The sequence below is a fragment of the Sorangium sp. So ce302 genome, assembly GCF_051530145.1.
Lineage (GTDB): Bacteria > Myxococcota_A > Polyangia > Polyangiales > Polyangiaceae > Sorangium > Sorangium cellulosum_B.
The window spans coordinates 11,959,835-11,975,799 of sequence record NZ_CP150326.1; the positions used below are offsets into that span (position 1 = coordinate 11,959,835).

Sequence of the window (15,965 nt, forward strand, 5' to 3'; positions counted from 1 at the left end):
GGGCCAAGGCGCCGGAGAGCTCCACGACGTCACGAGAGGCGACAATCGACCAGGACGCCTGGTAGGCTGAGCCCATGGCGGGGATGGATCCAGCGACGGATTTTTCGGTTCACCGGATCGAGTGCGGCAGCCTGAAGAGGCTCCCGCACCCGACGTGGCCCTGCGAGCTCTGGAGCTATCGCCCGGGGCCGTGGCAACCTCCTGCGGAGGGGACTCACTACGGCGCTGTCTTCTCGGGGAGGCTGACCCTCCGTTGCCGCTCGGGGGTCTTCGAGATCGGCGCGGGGATGGTGTTCTGCGTCCCGGGAGAGCTGGCGTTGCACGGCGAGGGGGAGGCGTTCGGGATCACCCACGTTCGGAGCAAAGGGTTCTTCCAGATCGCCGGGCCGATCGAGGCGTCCGGGCGGCTCCGCTACATCGACGGTTGCACCGACTCCCTGCTCATCGCCCCTCAGGTCCGGGGCGAGCCGTGCCTCAACCACCTGCATTTCCCCCCTCGTACGGACCAGACGCTCCACACCCATCCTTCGCTCCGCGCGGGGCTCATCATGCGAGGGCGCGGCGTCTGCAGGCTGGGCGACCGGCGGGTGCCGCTCTCGCCCGGGCTGGTGTTCCACCTGCCGCCGGGCTCGAAGCACGCGTTCCAGACCGAAGCGGAGAGCATGGATGTCGTCGCCTTCCACCCCGACAGCGACTTCGGCCCCGTTCACGACGATCACCCGATGATCAACCGGACCATCGTGGACGGCATCTCCGCGCGGCACGTGGAGCGGATTCGCACAGCCGAGCAGCCCAATGAGTGAGGAGCGAACCAGGGCTCCGCGGCCCCCGGCGCCGGCGGAGCTCGCCGGGCAAGAGCTCCAGCTCTTCGCCAGGGCCCCGCGCGCGCGCCCCTTCGATCTGCCCGACGAGGCGCACGAGGCCGCGCGGCGCGCCCGCTCCCTCGGGGATTTCGACGATACGTTCGTGCCGACCGTCGACGAGCGCATGCTCGACGTGTATGCGCGGGCGAAGAACCCCGATGATCCGATCGAGCTGCGGGATCTCTGGCTCGGACGCGTCGAGCACGAGCTCGGCAGGCACGCGCACAGGCCATTGCTCGCCGAGCGCTGGCGCGCCGCGACGCTGCGGAGGCAGGTCCACCCGAGCGAGGTGCTCACCTCGCGCGCGACCGTGCGCTTCATCAAGGAGCTCTTCAACTGGTTCTTTCGCGACGACCTCTACGGGGAGCTCCGGTCCGACGATCACATCATCCTCTCGAGCGGGTCCGTCGACGAGCAGGCGTGGGGCCTCCCGGAGGCGTTGAAGGACTGCGTCCGCTTCGCGCTCGAGCGGGACTGGTACGGCTACTCCGACTCGTGCGGGCGCCGCCCGGCGCGCGAGGCTGTCGCCATGTACGAGAACGCTCGGATCGACGGGGCGGTCTACACGGCCGACAACGTCGCGCTGACGATGGGCGGGACGTTCGCGATCAGCGCGCTCGCGGACTTCATCCTCTCGGGCGCGCCGAGGGAGGGGGCGCCCGTGCTGTGCGGGATCCCCAACTATCCCCCTCTCGTGGAGTCGATAGCCCGTCGGCGCAACGTCGAGCTCGTTCCCCTCCCGTCGAGGGCTGGCCACACGTCGCTCGAGCCGCTGATCGCCGCGCTCACGCCGCGCACCCCGCTCGTCCTCCTGCAGACGGTCGCGAACCCGACGGGGGCGGCGGTCTCCGACGCCGATCTCGGGCGGCTGATCGGCGCCGCGTCTCCGTCGACGATGATCGTGCTCGACGAGTGCCACGAGTGGCTCGGCCCGCTCGGGCGGTGCTCGCAGCGGCGCGCGGCCACCAACGTGATCCGCGTCTTCAGCGCCTCGAAGACATGGTCGGCGCCGGGGCTGAAGATAGGTTGGTTCCTCGCCGACGCCGGGTTCATGGCCGACTACTACGAATACGCCTCGACGACCTTCGGCGGGCCGCCTTCCTTCTTCTACACGCTGGTGGAGGTGCTGGCGCGGATGGAGCGCTGGCTCATCACCGGCGTCACGGAGCCGGGGGCGGCCGAGGTCGACGAGTTCGAGCGCTCCTACGGGCTGGATCGCGCGCAGCTCTCGATAGCTTATGAGAGATATCGGACCGAGCGGCGCGCGCGGCAGGACGCGTTGCAGACGCTGCGCGACGCCTCCATCGGCCGGCTCGCGCGAGCGTCCGCGCGCGTCATCTCGCCGCGCTGCTCGATCAACCTCGCCGTCGAGCTGCCGGGGTGGAACGACTCGTATCGGTGCTTCCGCGATCTCCTCCGGCAGAGCCGCGTGGCGGTCTTTCCAGGCATCCTGACGTTCTGCTTCTCGGGCGGGATCGTCAGGGTCACGACGGCGCGCCAATGGCACGATCTCTCGTCGGCAATCGCGCGGCTGGAGGCCCAGCTCGGCCTCCCGGGGGGCCGCTGATCGGAAGGCGCGGCCGCCGTGGTTCACGAGCGTGAAGGCGTCTCGCATCTTCTGCTGCACGGTGCCATAGGCTTCCAACACACGCGCTGATCGCCGCCTCCACAGCCGCGATGACCGCGGGGACGGATGATCCACGGCGTCGACCTTGCTCGACGGACGCGCCGCCCTGCGATAGCAGTTGAGCTACCCCGGGGATCACGTCGCCCGGGCGGCGCGACATGAGCGTAAGGGCGCGCACGCAGGGCACGGCTCTCGGGCACGAGGCCGCGCTCCGCGCGCGCGGGGGAGGTGGGAGCCTATGTTGAGCGGTGCTGATGTTTCCGTCCACCAGGGAAATATCCAGTGGGACGCGTTCGCCTCACGGCTCGATTTCGTCTTCATCCGGGCGACGTACGGGATCGAGGGGGTCGACAGGAGGTTCGCGACCAACCGCGCCGAGGCCGCGCGCTGCGGGCTCCTCCGGGGGTATTACCATTACGCGTTACCGCGCCTCGACGCCGCCGAGCAGGCGCAGCGGCTCTGCAGCGCGGTCGGCGACCTCGAGCCCGGGGAGCTCGACATGGTGCTCGACCTCGAGGAGACGCAGCACGCGGGCGACAACGGCCATGTCTGGACGTCGCAGGACACCCTGGCTCTCCAGGTGTGGACCCGCTGCTTCGTCCAGGAGGTGAAGTCGCGCTACCCGGGCCGCTCCGTCATCCTCTATACCCGCCACAACTTCTGGCACGATCACCTCGGCGGCAGCTCCGAGTTCGTCGACTGCCCGCTCTGGATCGCGAACTATACCTATGGCCTCGACTCGGTGCGGGCGAGGCCCCCGGCCAACCCGAAGGAATGGGCGGACTGGGCGCGCAGGAAGCCGCTCAGGGCCTGGGACCCCTGGTCCGCGTGGTCGTTCTGGCAGATCACCGCCAAGGCCGTGATGCCGGGTGTCCGGACCAACACGGTGGACGCCAACCTGTTCAATGGAACGGTGAGCGATCTGCGGCGCCTCGCCCGGCTCGAGGCCGGGTCCGTGACGTCCGAGCCGCTGCCCACGGCCGACGCGCTCTGCCAGAAGCTGCTCTCGCAGGCGGATGACAGATACATCTTCGGGCACGAGGTGCGCCTGACCGATCCCAACCCCTCCGCGTTCGATTGCTCCGAGCTCATCGAGTGGGGCTGCGCCCAGCTCGCCGTCGAGCCCACGATGCCTGACGGCTCCTGGATGCAGGCGCGCCACGTGAAGGCGGCGCGGCTGCTCATGCCGGTGGACACGGCGATCGCGACCCGCGGCGCCCTCCTGTTCCGCTTCTCGGCGGACCCGTTCACGGGCGGGCGCCCCGAGCACGCCCACGTGGCCATGAGCCTGGGCGACGGCCGCACCATCGAGGCGCGCGACACCGCGCATGGCGTCGGCGTGTTCCCGGCGCTGGACCGCGGCTGGACGCACGCGGGCCGGATCCCGGGCCTCGACTACGGCGCCGCGCCGCCCGGCGGCGGGCTCGCGCGAGGCGCCACGGGGCCCGAGGTGAAGGCCTGGCAACAGCACCTGTCGATGTGGCGCGCCGGGCTCCTGCCTCGGTTCGGCGCGGACGGCGAGTTCGGCGCGGAGACCGAGGCGGCCACGCGGATCTTCCAGCAGGAGATGGGGTTGCCCGTGACCGGCGCGGTCGGGCCCGAGACGCGCGACGCCATGCAGCGCGCGCTGCCGCGCCCGCCCTGCGCGCTCGAGCTGCCGCGCGCGCTGGGCCGCGCGCTCCTGGGCATCGTCGGCCAGGGGGCGGCCGCGGGAGGCGCGGTGCGCGCGGCGGGGCCGCAGGCAGAGCGCCAGGGAGCGGTGAGCGGGTCGACGGCGTTGGCGACTCCGGGCTACGACGCGGCCGGCGTCCGCAGCTACACGTTCGCGGAGAGCGGCTTCCGGTTCACGGTGACCGCCACCCCCGAGCCGGTCGAGGCGGCTCGGGCGAACGACGCCGGGGGCGCCGTGGCGTTCTTCGCGTCGGGCCAGGCGCAGCCCGGGTCCGCGCATCTGGCACCCGTGTTCGACGGGACGGGCCTCGACTGGCTGCCGCCGCGCGATCCGGGCGCGCTCACCGGCACGAGGTTCTACGAGCAGGTCCGGGGCCTGTCGCTCGCGGCGCGGGAGGAGCTCTTTCTCCAGGAGGTGCTGCGGGGGAACGTGCCCAGCTTCCTGCGCCGCTTCCATCGCGTCACGGTCGAGGCGCCCGACGGAAAGCGGGGCGTCGCGTACGTGTGCGCCGACTACCTGGCGATCGGCCCGGACACCGATTTCCTGCGCATGCCGCTCACCGGCGTCACCGCCCAGCGCGTCGCGGATGCGTGCGGCTGCGTGCTGCCGACGAAGAAGCTCGTGAAGGACATCTATGCCGCCTCGCGGAAGCAGACGGCCATCCCGTTCGATCCCCAGGACGGCACCAAGGTGGAGCGCTTTCGTGACCACCACCTGGCCATCGAGCAGCACCGGGTCGGCGAGCTCGGCGAGCTGCTCGCGGGACACAAGAAGGACGTCGTGGTGACCAACCGGCTGCACCACTACGCGCGCCGGCTGGCGATCTTCGGCTTCTACAAGGCGGACGGCAAGCCGTGGCAGCCGCTGGACACGTCGCTCCGGCGGCGGCTGCCGCACGAGGACACCTACGCCGACTACAGCCACGGGGTGCGGCTGATCGGCGGCCTGATGGCCCTCGGATCGGAGCAGCGCTGCGTGGCCGACGTCCTGCTCGACCCGGCGCTGTGCGGCCTCGTGAGCGACGAGGGGATCATCAGCGTTCCGAGGTACGAAGTGCACCCGCTCGGGTGACCGATGCGGTCGTTTTGCCGCGGCCGAGCAGCGGGGAGAGGTGAGGGGAGGGGTGGGGCTCAGCTACACTCCGCCGGTAGCAGGAGGAGACCCCGCGATGGAGCTGAGACGCACGAAGGCCATGGGCGATCACGGCAGCCTGATCGATGCGCTCGCGTCGGTCAGCGAGGCGGAGCTGCTCGACGCGATCGTCGCGCTCGCGAGGCCGCGGCACATGTTCCGCCAGCGCGCGGAGAACCGCCGCGCGGCGGAGTACGTCGCCGCTGCGCTCGAAGAGCGGGGCTACGCCGTCGAGATCGAGGGCGAGCTCGGGAACGTGGTCGCGACGCCTCGGGACCGGGGCGATCGCCCGATGATCCTCGTCGGGGCGCACTACGACAGCGTGCCCGACACGCCCGGCGCCGACGACAACGCGAGCGGGATCGCCGCGATGCTCGCCTGCGCAAGGGCGCTCTCGCGCTTCGAGCCGGCCCCGCCGGTGGGCTTCGTGGCCTGGAACGGCGAGGAGGACGGGCTGCTCGGCAGCGTCGAGTTCGTGGCGCGCCATCGATCGCAGGGCGGAGCGCCGATCGCCGCCGTGCACGTGCTGGAGATGGTCGGCTACGCGAGCCACGAGCCGGGATCCCAGCGGATGCCGGTCCCGGTCCCCGGCGCGCCGGACGTCGGCGACTTCATCGGGCTGCTCACGAACCACCGCTCGAACCACCTCGTGGAGCTCGCCGCGAAGCAGGCAGAGGCGCTGGTGCCCGAGCTGCCGGTCGTGGGCCTCAAGGTCTACCTCGGCCTCGAAGAGTGGCTCCCCGTGCTCCACCGGAGCGATCACTCGCCGTTCTGGAAGGCGAAGATCCCCGCCATGCTCTGGACCGACACGGCGGAGTTCCGCAACCCGAACTACCACCGCCCGACGGACACCCCCGAGACGCTCGACTATGGCTTCATGCGCCGCGTGACGCAGCTCGTCCTCGCGACGGTGACGCGGCAGGTCCGGACCGGCTAGAAGGAGAACCCGATGGTCATCGAGCTGACCCCGAGCTTCAAGGTGATCGACGCGCGCTTCCGCAAGCTGGCGCTGCCGCACGTGCACGTCGAGAAGCTGTACACGGGCTGCCGCTGGGCGGAGGGGCCGGCGTGGTTCCCGGCGGGGCGCTACCTCGTCTGGTCGGACATCCCGAACGACCGCATGATGCGCTGGGACGAGACCGACGGCTCGGTCTCGGTGTTCCGCCAGCCCGCGATGAACACCAACGGCCACACGGTCGATCTGCAGGGCCGCCTCGTGTCCTGCGAGCACCGCGGCCGCTGCGTCTCGCGCACCGAGCACGACGGCTCGCGCACGGTGCTCGCGTCGCACTTCGAGGGAAAGCGGCTGAACTCGCCGAACGACGTGGTCGTGAAGTCCGACGGCAGCGTCTGGTTCAGCGACCCGAGCTACGGCATCGACAGCGACTACGAAGGCGACGCGTCGCCGAGCGAGCAGGGCGCGCAGCGCGTCTACCGCCTCGACCCGGCCTCGGGTGCGCTGACGGTCGTCGCGGCCGACTTCGTGCAGCCCAACGGCCTCGCCTTCTCGCCGGACGAGTCGCTGCTGTACATCGCCGACACCGGCGCGACGCACGTGAAGGGCGGCCCGCACCACGTGCGCAAGTTCCGCGTCGACGCGAAGGGCACGCTGACCGGCGGCGAGGTGTTCGCGATCTGCCCGGTGGGCGTGTACGACGGCTTCCGCGTCGACGTGCACGGCAACCTGTGGCTGTCGGCCGGCGACGGCGTGCACTGTCACGCGAGCGACGGCGCGCTCCTCGGGAAGGTGCTGATCCCCGAGACGGTGTCCAACGTCTGCTTCGGCGGCGCCAAGCGCAACCGCCTGTTCATCTGCGGCACGACCTCGCTGTACGCCGTCTACCTGAACACCCGCGGCGCCGGGCGCTAGTCAGCGTCCCTCCTGATGTTGTCGGCCGTAGACCAGCAGCATGGCGATGATCACGGCGCCGTAGATGATCTGGCGGCCGGCCTCGGGCATCTGCAGCACGCTGAGCATGCTCTGGAGCAGCACGATCAGGATGGTGCCGAGGACGGTGCCGAGGTACGTCCCTCGCCCGCCCATGATGTTGGTTCCGCCGATCACCACCGCGGCGATGGCCGGCATGAGGTAGTCGTTGCCCATGGCCTGGTAGGCCTTGTGCGAGAAACCGGCCAGCAGCATACCGGTCATGGCGGAGCACACGCCGCACATCACGAAGGCGCCGATCAGCACCAGGTGCGTTCTGACGCCCGACAGGTAGACGGCCTGCTCCTGGTTGCCCACGGCATAGATGTAGCGACCGAGCGCGGTCCTCTTCAGCACGAAGGTGGCGACGCCGCCGACCAGGATCCACACGAACAGCGAGTTCGGGATGGAGAGCGTCTTGCCCACGGCCAGGACCTCCATCCACTCCGGTGCCTCGCTGCGCGGAGCGAAGCCGCCAGTGTAAAGCACCATCAGCCCCTGAAGCACGGTGTTCGTGCCCAGCGTGAAGATCATCGAGGGCACGCGCAGGTAGGCGACGCCGAGACCGTTCACCAGACCCGCGGCGGCGCCGACGGCCAGGCCGTAGGGCAACGCGGCCCAGCCGCCGATCCCTGCGGCCAGCATGGCGCTCGAGGTGAGCACCCACGGCAGCGAGAGATCGATGTGACCGAGCAGGATCACGATCATCATGCCCGTGGCGGCCACGCCCAGGAAGGCCGCGATCTGCAGCTGTTGCAGGATGTAGTACGGGCTCAGGAAGCTCAGCGTGCCCTGGGTGACCAGCGTGCCGATCGAGCCGGTCACGAGCACGACGCCGATCGACAGCAGCGCGTACCAGGTCGGCTTGTCGATCTCGCCGAGTCGGCTCTTGAGGGAGAGGGGCTGTTGCATCGAGCTCACCTGAAGACGTGCAGCCGGTTCTTGACGCGGATGACCCAGAGCGCGCCGAGGCAGACGGCCGCGAGCAGGATGAGGCCCTCGAACAGCGGCTGGTAGAGCGGGTTGGCGAGGAGGCCCAGCGCCGAGCCCTCGTCGAAGACGCGGAAGTTGAAGGCGACGGAGCGGAGCACCAGCGCGCCGAAGAGCGATCCGATGGCGCCGCCGATCCCTCCGTACAGCGAGGTGCCCCCGATCACGACGCTGGCGATGGAGTTCAGCGTGTAGGAGCCGGCTTGTGGGATGTCGGCGTTGCCCGACGTCGTCTGCAGCGCGAGGTAGAGGCCGCCGACGCTGGCGAAGAACCCCGACAGCGTGTACGCGGCCAGCTTGACGCGCTTGATGCGGACGCCCGACATGTACGCCGCCTCCTGCGACGCGCCGACGGCGTAAGCGCCGAGGCCGTAGCGGGTGCGGCGGTAGTAGGTCCAGAGCAGCGCGAGCAGCGCCATCCAGATCGCGGGCGACGGGATCTTGCCGACGAAGCCGAGCGCGCCCTCGAGGGGGGCGGCGCCCGCGACCTGCAGCAGCTCGTTGAGATCGAAGGTGGCCGCGAACGCCAGATCGCCGTCGACCTGGCCGCCGGGCGTCGGCCTCAGGAACAGCGCGACGCCGAGGAAGATCGTGCCCGAGGCCAGGGTGGCGATGATCGGTTGCAGACGGCCATAGACCACGAGGCAGCCGTTGAGCAGGCCCGCCGCCATGCCCACGGCCAGGCACAGCAGGATGCCCAGGAACATCGTGAGCGCGCTGCCGGCGAGGACGTGCGAGGCCACGCAGTTGACGAGCGTGATCACCGCGCCCACGGACAGATCCAGGCCGCCGGTCAGCACGGGGATCGTCTGGGCCATGGCCGCCGCCACCAGCACGAACGACTCGTTGGCGTTCTGCCCCAGCAGCGGCGCGCTGAAGCCCTTGGGATGGGACAGCGAGTAGAGCCCGTAGAACACGATGCACAGACCGACGGCCACGAGCAGGCCCTGGTTCTGGCGCAGGCGGAGCTTCCAGTCGTTCATCGTGCCTCCGATGGCGCGCGTTCGTCCTCGCGCCTCGCGCGCTCAGGCCCGCCGCGCAGACCGAGGGCCAGGTCCAGGATGTTCTTTTCGGTGATGTCGGGCCCCACGAGCTCGCCCTGCACGCGGTTCCGGTAAAGGACGAGCACGCGGTCACAGCAGCCGATCAGCTCGTCGTAGTCCGTGCTGTAGAAGAGGATGGACGTGCCGGCGTCCGCCAGCTCGCGGAGCAGCTGGTAGATCTCCTGCTTCGTGCCGACGTCGATGCCGCGGGTGGGATCGTTGAGCATCAGCAGCCGCGGCTCCGTCATCAGCCACTTGGCCAGCACGACCTTCTGCTGGTTGCCCCCGGACAGCGACGAGACCGGGTGGTCGACCGAGCCGATCTTGATCTGGATGCGGCGCACCATCTCGTCGATGCGCGCCGCCTCGCGCCGGCGGTCGAGCAAAAGGCCGCTCGTGAACTTGTCGAGCGACGCCAGCGACAGGTTCGTGGCGATGGACATCGGCAACATCAGGCCTTCGGTCTTCCTGTCTTCGGGCACGAGGGCGATGCCGTGCGCGCGGCCCTTGGCCTGGCGCGGGCTCGTCAGCTTGACCGGCTTGCCGTCGATCTTGATCTCGCCGCGCACATCCCTGAGCACACCGAACAAGCTGAGCAACAGCTCGCGCTGGCCCTGGCCGTCGAGCCCGCCGATGCCGAGGATCTCGCCCTTGCCGAGCTTGAACGACACGTCCTCGAGCTGCCGCTCCCAGCTCAGGCCGCTCACCTCGAGCAGCGTCGCCGGGAAGCTGCGGGCCGCCGGCTTCGGCGGGAAGACGTGACCCATGTCGCGGCCGATCATGAGCTCCACGATCTGGTCGTCGCTGCGCTGGCCCTTGGCGAAGGTCTCGATGTGCCGACCGTTGCGGAAGACCGACATCACGTCCGCGAGCTCCTTGATCTCGTGCATGCGGTGCGAGATGTAGAGCATGCCGACGCCCTGAGCCTTGAGCTCGGCCAGGAGCTCGTAGACCTTCTTGACGTCGGTGTTGGTCAGCGCGGAGGTGGCCTCGTCCAGGATCAGCAGCCGCGGGTCCTTGCCGAGCGCCTTCGCGATCTCGACCATCTGGCGGCGCGAGAGCGGCAGGTCGCTCACCCAGGCGTTCGGGTTCACGCCCTCGCAGCCGACGCGCGCCAGGAGCTCCTCGGCCCTGCGGACCTGCGCCTTGCGATCGAAGAGCCCCAGGCGGCTCGTCGGCATGGTGATGCCGATGTTCTCGGCCACGGTCAGCGTCGGCATCAGGGACAGCTCCTGAAAGACGCAGACGATGCCGGCGGCGTTCGCCTCGATCGGGTGGTCGAACCGGACCGGCTTGCCGTGGAGCAAGAGCTCCCCGGCGCTCGGCTTGACCACGCCGCCGATGATCTTGATCAGGGTGCTCTTGCCCGCGCCGTTCTCGCCGAGGATGGCGTGCACCTTCCCCGGCGCGCAGGCGAAGTCGACGCCGCTGAGGGCGGTGACTCCGCCATAGTGCTTGGAGACGGCCCGGAGCTCGAGAAGCGGAGGGCTCACCGGTTCGGTCATGATGCTGGGGCGCCCGCGGGGCGCTACTTCACGTCTGCTTCACGTTTCACGTCTACTTCACGTTTCACGTCTACTTCACGTCGGATTCCGACTCGTTCATGATCTTCACGCCCGAGATGTTGACCCCGCAGGGCGGGAACTCGTTGGGCGTGAAGAAGTTGTCGGAGAGCTGGGAGAAGAAGCTCTCGCCGTCCTTCAGCGTTGTGTGATCGGCGGCGGGGATCGGCACGGAGATCATCTGCGGCAGCACCTTGCCTTGCAGGCCCTCGAGCGCCGCCTTCATCGCGATGGCCGCGAGCCCCGGCGACTGGCCGAGCGACAGGCCCTTCATGCCCTGTTCGTGGTGCTTCGCGATCAGCTTGCGCACGCCGTTCTCGGCCTCCGTGGCGACCGGGATCGGCTTGTGTCCGGCGTCGAGCAGCGCGCGGACGGCGCCCGTCGAGCCGCCCTGCGCGAAGAGCGCGTCGAACTGGCGGTGCACGGCCAGCGCGTCGGCCACCGCCTTCTGCGCCTTGCCGTCGTCCCAGCTGCCCACCACCTCCACGATGGTGTAGCTCTTCCCCGGCGCTTCCATGACCTGGCGGAAGCCGAGGTGGCGGTCGCGATCGACGGAGTTGCCCTGCAGGCCGCGGACCTCGAGCACCTTGCCCTTCCCGCCGAGCTGCTTGTCGAGGAACTCGCCCCACTGGCGCCCCATCGCCAGCTGGTCCTCGTTGACCTGCATCACCTTGTCCGTGTCGAGCACGTTGTCGAACGGAACCAGGACGACGTCCTTCTTGTCGGCGAGCCGGATCACGCGATCGAAGCCGTCGGGGCTGACGGCGAGCGTGACGATGCCGTCGAAGCCCTGGTTGATGAAGTCCTCGATCGCACCGAGCTGGGCCGCGACGTCGGTGCCGGTCGACACCACCTTGAACTCCTTGATCAGCGGCGCGATGGCCGGATCCTTGGCGAAGGCCTTGGCCGTCTTGACCATCTGGATGCGCCAGGCGTTCCCGACGTAGCCGTTGACGAGCGCGAGGCGGAACGGCGGCTTTCGCGCCGTCCACTGCAGATACTTGGTGTCCTGCTTCCACGGCGCGAAGCACTCGGGGTTATAGCCGGGCCCTGGCACGACCTTGGGCCCTTGCCCGCTCGGCGCCTGCGCGGCCGCGACGCTCGGCGCCTGCGCGGCCGCGGCGCTGGCGGAGCCTCCTGCGGCCGGAGCGCTGTCGGGCTTGTCCTTGCAAGCAGAGAGACCCCAGAGCCCGAGCGCACAGCTCAACACCGCCGCTGCGCGCCGCGCCGATCCACGTGACTTCAACTGGCCAATCGACATCGTGCCGCTACCTTTCGAGCAAAGAGACGTGGTCGGATGGAGACCTCTGCGGCCCATCCCACGTCGTCACGTTCTCGCCCTCACGAACCACGAGGGCAATGTCTGCGTGCCGCCGCGTTGCTCACGGCAAAAACACTGGGGTACAACGATTCGCATCTGGCGAGCGACGGTGTCGCGCGTCATTCCCGGGGCACCACGCGGATTTCGCGGGCGCCCTCACAATTCAATGACGTGATCGGCGACGCTCGTGGGGCCTACCACGACAGATCTTCTGGTTTCGGGGCTTAGGAAATCCAAACGCGATCCGGAAGTCAAGCTTCTCGTTGTGATCGTTCACATCGTACAGCCACGCTGCACGCGTTGGCTGAATGATGAAATCTCACGCGATCCGCCTTTCTCCTGGAAAAATAACGCTACATCAAAAGCCTATGTGCCAGAGGAGCTCCGCTCAGCGGCGATGGCGCGACCGAGGAGCCCTATGATGCGTTCCGCGTCATAGACGCAACCACCCCAGCTGCCGCCGCTGGCATCCTGAAGCGCAGCCCACAACCGCGTATCCGCGTTCACTCGGCCGTCGGGTTGAAGGGCTGGATTGGGCGAGCGGGCGGCAAGATCGCCTGCGTCCACACCCACGACGTCCACCGTCCCCTCCAGCTTGCGCGTGTCGATCCGCAGCCTGATGCGGTCGCCGTCGCGCACGCGGCCGATGAGTCCACCCGCCCACGCCTCCGGGCTGACGTGGCCGATGCACGCCCCGGTGGACACGCCGGAGAAACGACCGTCCGTGACCAGGGCGATACGATGCCCCTCCTTCACGTGCTTGAGGGCCGAGGTGATCTGGTACGTCTCCGGCATCCCGATACCGGGGCCGATGCCGATCAGCACCATCACGTCACCCGGTTGCACGGCGCCCGTCTTGATCGCCTCGATCGCCGCGTCCTCGCTGCCGAACACGCGCGCAGGCCCTTCGTGCAGATAAACGCCGTCCGGTCCGATCACCTGGGGAGCGATCGCGGTGCTCTTCACGAGCGCTCCCTCGGGCGCGAGGTCGCCGCGCAGGAAGGTCACCGTGCTGGTGAGGCCGCGCTCGCGTGCCTTCCCGGCGGACATGATCACGTCGTCCGGATCGATGCCGTCCAGCTGCCGTAGCTTGTCGCGCAGGCGCCGGCGCCGCTCGCTGCGCTCCCACCACTCGAGGTTCTCGCCCAGGGTCCGGCCGCTGACGGTGCGCGCGCCGAGCCGCAGCAGGCCGAGCTCGCGCAGATGGAGCATGACCTCCGGGACGCCTCCCGCGAGGAAGACCTGAACCGTGGCGTGGTGTTTCGGCCCGTTGGGCAGCACGTCCACGAGCCGCGGAACGAGGGCGTTGACGCGCGCCCAGTCGTCCACCGTGGGGCGCCGAAGCCCGGCCGCGTGGGCGATCGCCGGCACATGGAGCACCAGGTTGGTCGACCCGCCGACGGCGGCATGCAGCACCATGGCGTTGTGGACCGAGTCGTCGGTGACGATGTCCCGCGTGGTCGCTCCACGTCGCTCGAGGGCCATGAGTGCGTGCGCGGAGCGGCGGGCGAGGTCGCGCCAGATCTCGGCGCCCGACGGGCTGAGCGCGCCGTGCGGGAGGGCGAGGCCGAGCGCCTCCGCCACCACCTGGCTCGTCGCGGCCGTGCCCATGAACTGGCAGCCGCCGCCGGGGGAACCGCAGGCGCGGCAGCCCATCTCGGCGGCGTAGTCGAGGCTCACCTCCCCGCGCGCATAACGCGCCGCGAGCGTCTGGACCTTGGCGGTGTCCTCGGCCTCCTCCGCGAGGAGCGTGACGCCTCCCGGCACGAGCACCGTGGGGAGGTCGAGGGTGCCGGCGAGCGCCATCAACATGGCCGGCAGCCCCTTGTCGCAGGTGGCGACGCCGAGCACGCCTCGGCGGGTGGGCAGCGAGCGTATCAGTCGCCGAAAGACGATGGCGGCGTCGTTGCGGTAAGCGAGGCTGTCGAGCATGCCGACGGTGCCGTTGGTCCGCCCGTCGCACGGATCGCTGACATAGCCGGCGAACGGGATGGCCCCGCCGGCCGTGAACGTGCGGGCTGCCTCCTCCATGAGCAGCCCCACCTCCCAGTGCCCGGTGTGGTACCCGAGCGCGATCGGCGTGCCGTCGGGCGCGCGGATCCCCCCCTGCGTGCTGAGCACGAGGAACTGCTTCCCGTTCAGGCGCGCAGGATCCCACCCCATCCCGGCATTCTGAGTCCAGCCGAACAGCTCGCCGCTGGACATGGCGCGCAGCTGCTCGGCGCCGAGCGGGAGGCGCCCCGACGGTCCGGGCGCGGTCGTGCGCAGGGTGTAGATCGCCTCGCTGCCGGACTCGAATACCGGGTCGTGGCTCATGCGCGGGGTGCGATGGGGTCGCGGGTGGCCCGGCCGTCGACGAGACGCGATATTCCGAGCGGATTCTCGTCGCGCAGCTCCAGCGGGAGCAGCGCGGGCGGGCACGACTGGTAGCAAACGGGGCGCGCGAAGCGGAGGATGGCCGCGGTCCCAACCGACGTGAAGCGCGCGTCGCTGCTCGCTGGATACGGCCCGCCGTGGTGCATGGCGTGCGACACCTCCACGCCGGTCGGGTAGCCATCGAAGACGAGGCGGCCCGCGACCCGGCCGAGGACATCGACGAGGTCCTGGGCGGCGGCGAGGTCGCCGGCGGTCCCGTGAACCGTGGCGGTGAGCTGGCCGTCGAGCGCGCCGAGGAGCTGGAGCAGCTCGCCGCGGCTCGAAGCGGTGACGAGCAGCGTGTACGGCCCGAAGATCTCGTGCGCGAGGTGCGGCTCCCGCGCGAAGTCGGCGGCGGAGACGCGAGCGACGCGCGCGCCGGCGTCGGTGAGCCACTCCACGCCTCTCAGCTCCCGCACGGAGCGGTCGAACGACGCCTGGATACCGGCGTGCAGCATCACACCAGGCGTGATGGCGCGGGCCCGGTCGGCGACCGACCGCGCGAACGCATCCCATTCGGGGGAGGCCAGCCCCAGGACAAGGCCGGGCTTGGTGCAGAACTGGCCGACGCCGAGCGTGCACGAGTTGATCAGCCCTTCGGCGATCGCGTCGCGGCGCTCGCGCAGCGCGCCGGGCAGCACGACAAGCGGGTTGATGCTGCTCATCTCGGCAAAGACGGGGATGGGCCGCGGGCGGGCCGCGGCGGCGTCCCAGAGGGCGCGCCCCGCGCGGGTGGACCCGGTGAAGCCCACCGCCTGGATGGCCTCGTGGCGCACCAGCGCGAGCGAGACCTCGGGCGAGGCGCCGTGCACCATGCAGAACACGCCCGCGGGCAGACCCGCCTTCTGCACGGCGGAGCGCAGGGCCGAGGCCGCGAGCTCGGAGGTACCGGGGTGCGCCGGGTGGGCCTTGACCACGACCGGGTTGCCCGCGGCGAGGGCGGAGGCGGTGTCGCCGCCGGCCACGGAGAACGCGAGGGGGAAATTGCTCGCGCCGAAGACGGCGACCGGACCGAGCGGCCGCAGCATGCGGCGCACGTCGGGGCGCGGGAGCGGCTTGCGGTCCGGCAGCGCGGGATCGATCCGGGCATCGACCCAGGAGCCCTCGCGCGCGACGGCGGCGAAGAGGCGCAGCTGGCCGGTGGTGCGGGCGCGTTCGCCTTCGAGGCGGGCGATGGGCAGCCCGGTTTCCCGGTGCGCGGTCTGGATCAGGGGGTCGCCGAGCGCCATGATCTCGTCGGCGGCGGTCTCCAGGAGCCGGGCGCGCATCTCCGGCGCGAGGCCGGCGAGGGCCGGCGCCGCAGCCACGGCGGCGCGGGCGGCGGCGTCGATCTCGTCGGCGGTGGCGTCACGGTAGGCGCCGAGCGTTTCGCCGGTGGCGGCGTTGTGGGCGAGGAATTCCATGGGGCGCCTTG

General features: G+C 70.1%; 11 protein-coding genes. 5 read left to right on the top strand and 6 right to left on the bottom strand.

Annotated elements, in window-relative coordinates:
* The first annotated feature begins 74 nt into the window (after positions 1 to 74).
* The 5 genes from WME73_RS45330 (at position 75) to WME73_RS45350 (ending at position 7,163) form a co-directional block, all read left to right on the top strand.
* Positions 75 to 803: a cupin domain-containing protein gene (locus tag WME73_RS45330; protein WP_437854470.1), complete on the top strand. Its 729-nt coding sequence runs from the start codon at positions 75 to 77 to the stop codon at positions 801 to 803.
* Positions 796 to 2,430: a pyridoxal phosphate-dependent aminotransferase gene (locus tag WME73_RS45335; protein WP_437913609.1), complete on the top strand. Its 1,635-nt coding sequence runs from the start codon at positions 796 to 798 to the stop codon at positions 2,428 to 2,430. Before WME73_RS45330 ends, WME73_RS45335 begins: the two co-directional genes overlap by 8 nt.
* A gap of 298 nt (positions 2,431 to 2,728) precedes the next feature.
* Positions 2,729 to 5,233, top strand: a complete 2,505-nt coding sequence (locus tag WME73_RS45340; protein WP_437913610.1) for a GH25 family lysozyme — start codon at positions 2,729 to 2,731, stop codon at positions 5,231 to 5,233.
* 97 nt (positions 5,234 to 5,330) lie between these two features.
* Positions 5,331 to 6,230, top strand: coding sequence for a M20/M25/M40 family metallo-hydrolase (locus WME73_RS45345; RefSeq protein WP_437913611.1), 900 nt, complete (start codon positions 5,331 to 5,333; stop codon positions 6,228 to 6,230).
* Positions 6,231 to 6,242: 12 nt separating this feature from the next.
* Positions 6,243 to 7,163 carry an SMP-30/gluconolactonase/LRE family protein gene (locus WME73_RS45350; RefSeq protein ID WP_437742490.1) on the top strand — a complete coding sequence of 307 codons (921 nt, stop codon included), beginning with the start codon at positions 6,243 to 6,245 and terminating at the stop codon, positions 7,161 to 7,163.
* On the opposite strand, the gene WME73_RS45355 is transcribed toward WME73_RS45350, so the two are convergent.
* The 6 genes from WME73_RS45355 to WME73_RS45380 form a co-directional block, all read right to left on the bottom strand.
* Positions 7,164 to 8,132: an ABC transporter permease gene (locus WME73_RS45355; RefSeq protein ID WP_437913612.1), complete on the bottom strand. Its 969-nt coding sequence runs from the start codon at positions 8,130 to 8,132 to the stop codon at positions 7,164 to 7,166.
* Positions 8,133 to 8,137: 5 nt separating this feature from the next.
* On the bottom strand, positions 8,138 to 9,193 hold the full coding sequence (locus WME73_RS45360) for an ABC transporter permease (RefSeq protein WP_437913613.1): 1,056 nt from the start codon (positions 9,191 to 9,193) through the stop codon (positions 8,138 to 8,140).
* On the bottom strand, positions 9,190 to 10,758 hold the full coding sequence (locus tag WME73_RS45365) for a sugar ABC transporter ATP-binding protein (protein ID WP_437913614.1): 1,569 nt from the start codon (positions 10,756 to 10,758) through the stop codon (positions 9,190 to 9,192). Before WME73_RS45365 ends, WME73_RS45360 begins: the two co-directional genes overlap by 4 nt.
* A 70-nt stretch (positions 10,759 to 10,828) precedes the next feature.
* On the bottom strand, positions 10,829 to 12,076 hold the full coding sequence (locus tag WME73_RS45370) for a sugar ABC transporter substrate-binding protein (protein ID WP_437742494.1): 1,248 nt from the start codon (positions 12,074 to 12,076) through the stop codon (positions 10,829 to 10,831).
* A 426-nt stretch (positions 12,077 to 12,502) separates the two neighbouring features.
* Positions 12,503 to 14,452 carry a YjhG/YagF family D-xylonate dehydratase gene (locus WME73_RS45375; RefSeq protein WP_437913615.1) on the bottom strand — a complete coding sequence of 650 codons (1,950 nt, stop codon included), beginning with the start codon at positions 14,450 to 14,452 and terminating at the stop codon, positions 12,503 to 12,505.
* The gene (locus tag WME73_RS45380; RefSeq protein ID WP_437913616.1) at positions 14,449 to 15,954 is read right to left on the bottom strand and encodes an aldehyde dehydrogenase (NADP(+)); all 1,506 of its coding nucleotides are present in this window, start codon (positions 15,952 to 15,954) and stop codon (positions 14,449 to 14,451) included. The genes WME73_RS45375 and WME73_RS45380 overlap by 4 nt, the downstream gene beginning before the upstream one ends.
* Positions 15,955 to 15,965: the final 11 nt, after the last annotated feature.

Bases quoted from the DNA above. Each gene is read 5' to 3' on its own strand.
- WME73_RS45365 (WP_437913614.1), bottom strand. From the start codon at position 10,758: ATGACCGAACCGGTGAGCCCTCCGCTTCTCGAGCTCCGGGCCGTCTCC.
- WME73_RS45370 (WP_437742494.1), bottom strand. From the start codon at position 12,076: ATGTCGATTGGCCAGTTGAAGTCACGTGGATCGGCGCGGCGCGCAGCG.
- WME73_RS45350 (WP_437742490.1), top strand. From the start codon at position 6,243: ATGGTCATCGAGCTGACCCCGAGCTTCAAGGTGATCGACGCGCGCTTC.
- WME73_RS45375 (WP_437913615.1), bottom strand. From the start codon at position 14,452: ATGAGCCACGACCCGGTATTCGAGTCCGGCAGCGAGGCGATCTACACC.
- WME73_RS45345 (WP_437913611.1), top strand. From the start codon at position 5,331: ATGGAGCTGAGACGCACGAAGGCCATGGGCGATCACGGCAGCCTGATC.
- WME73_RS45360 (WP_437913613.1), bottom strand. From the start codon at position 9,193: ATGAACGACTGGAAGCTCCGCCTGCGCCAGAACCAGGGCCTGCTCGTG.
- WME73_RS45335 (WP_437913609.1), top strand. From the start codon at position 796: ATGAGTGAGGAGCGAACCAGGGCTCCGCGGCCCCCGGCGCCGGCGGAG.
- WME73_RS45355 (WP_437913612.1), bottom strand. From the start codon at position 8,132: ATGCAACAGCCCCTCTCCCTCAAGAGCCGACTCGGCGAGATCGACAAG.
- WME73_RS45380 (WP_437913616.1), bottom strand. From the start codon at position 15,954: ATGGAATTCCTCGCCCACAACGCCGCCACCGGCGAAACGCTCGGCGCC.
- WME73_RS45340 (WP_437913610.1), top strand. From the start codon at position 2,729: ATGTTGAGCGGTGCTGATGTTTCCGTCCACCAGGGAAATATCCAGTGG.
- WME73_RS45330 (WP_437854470.1), top strand. From the start codon at position 75: ATGGCGGGGATGGATCCAGCGACGGATTTTTCGGTTCACCGGATCGAG.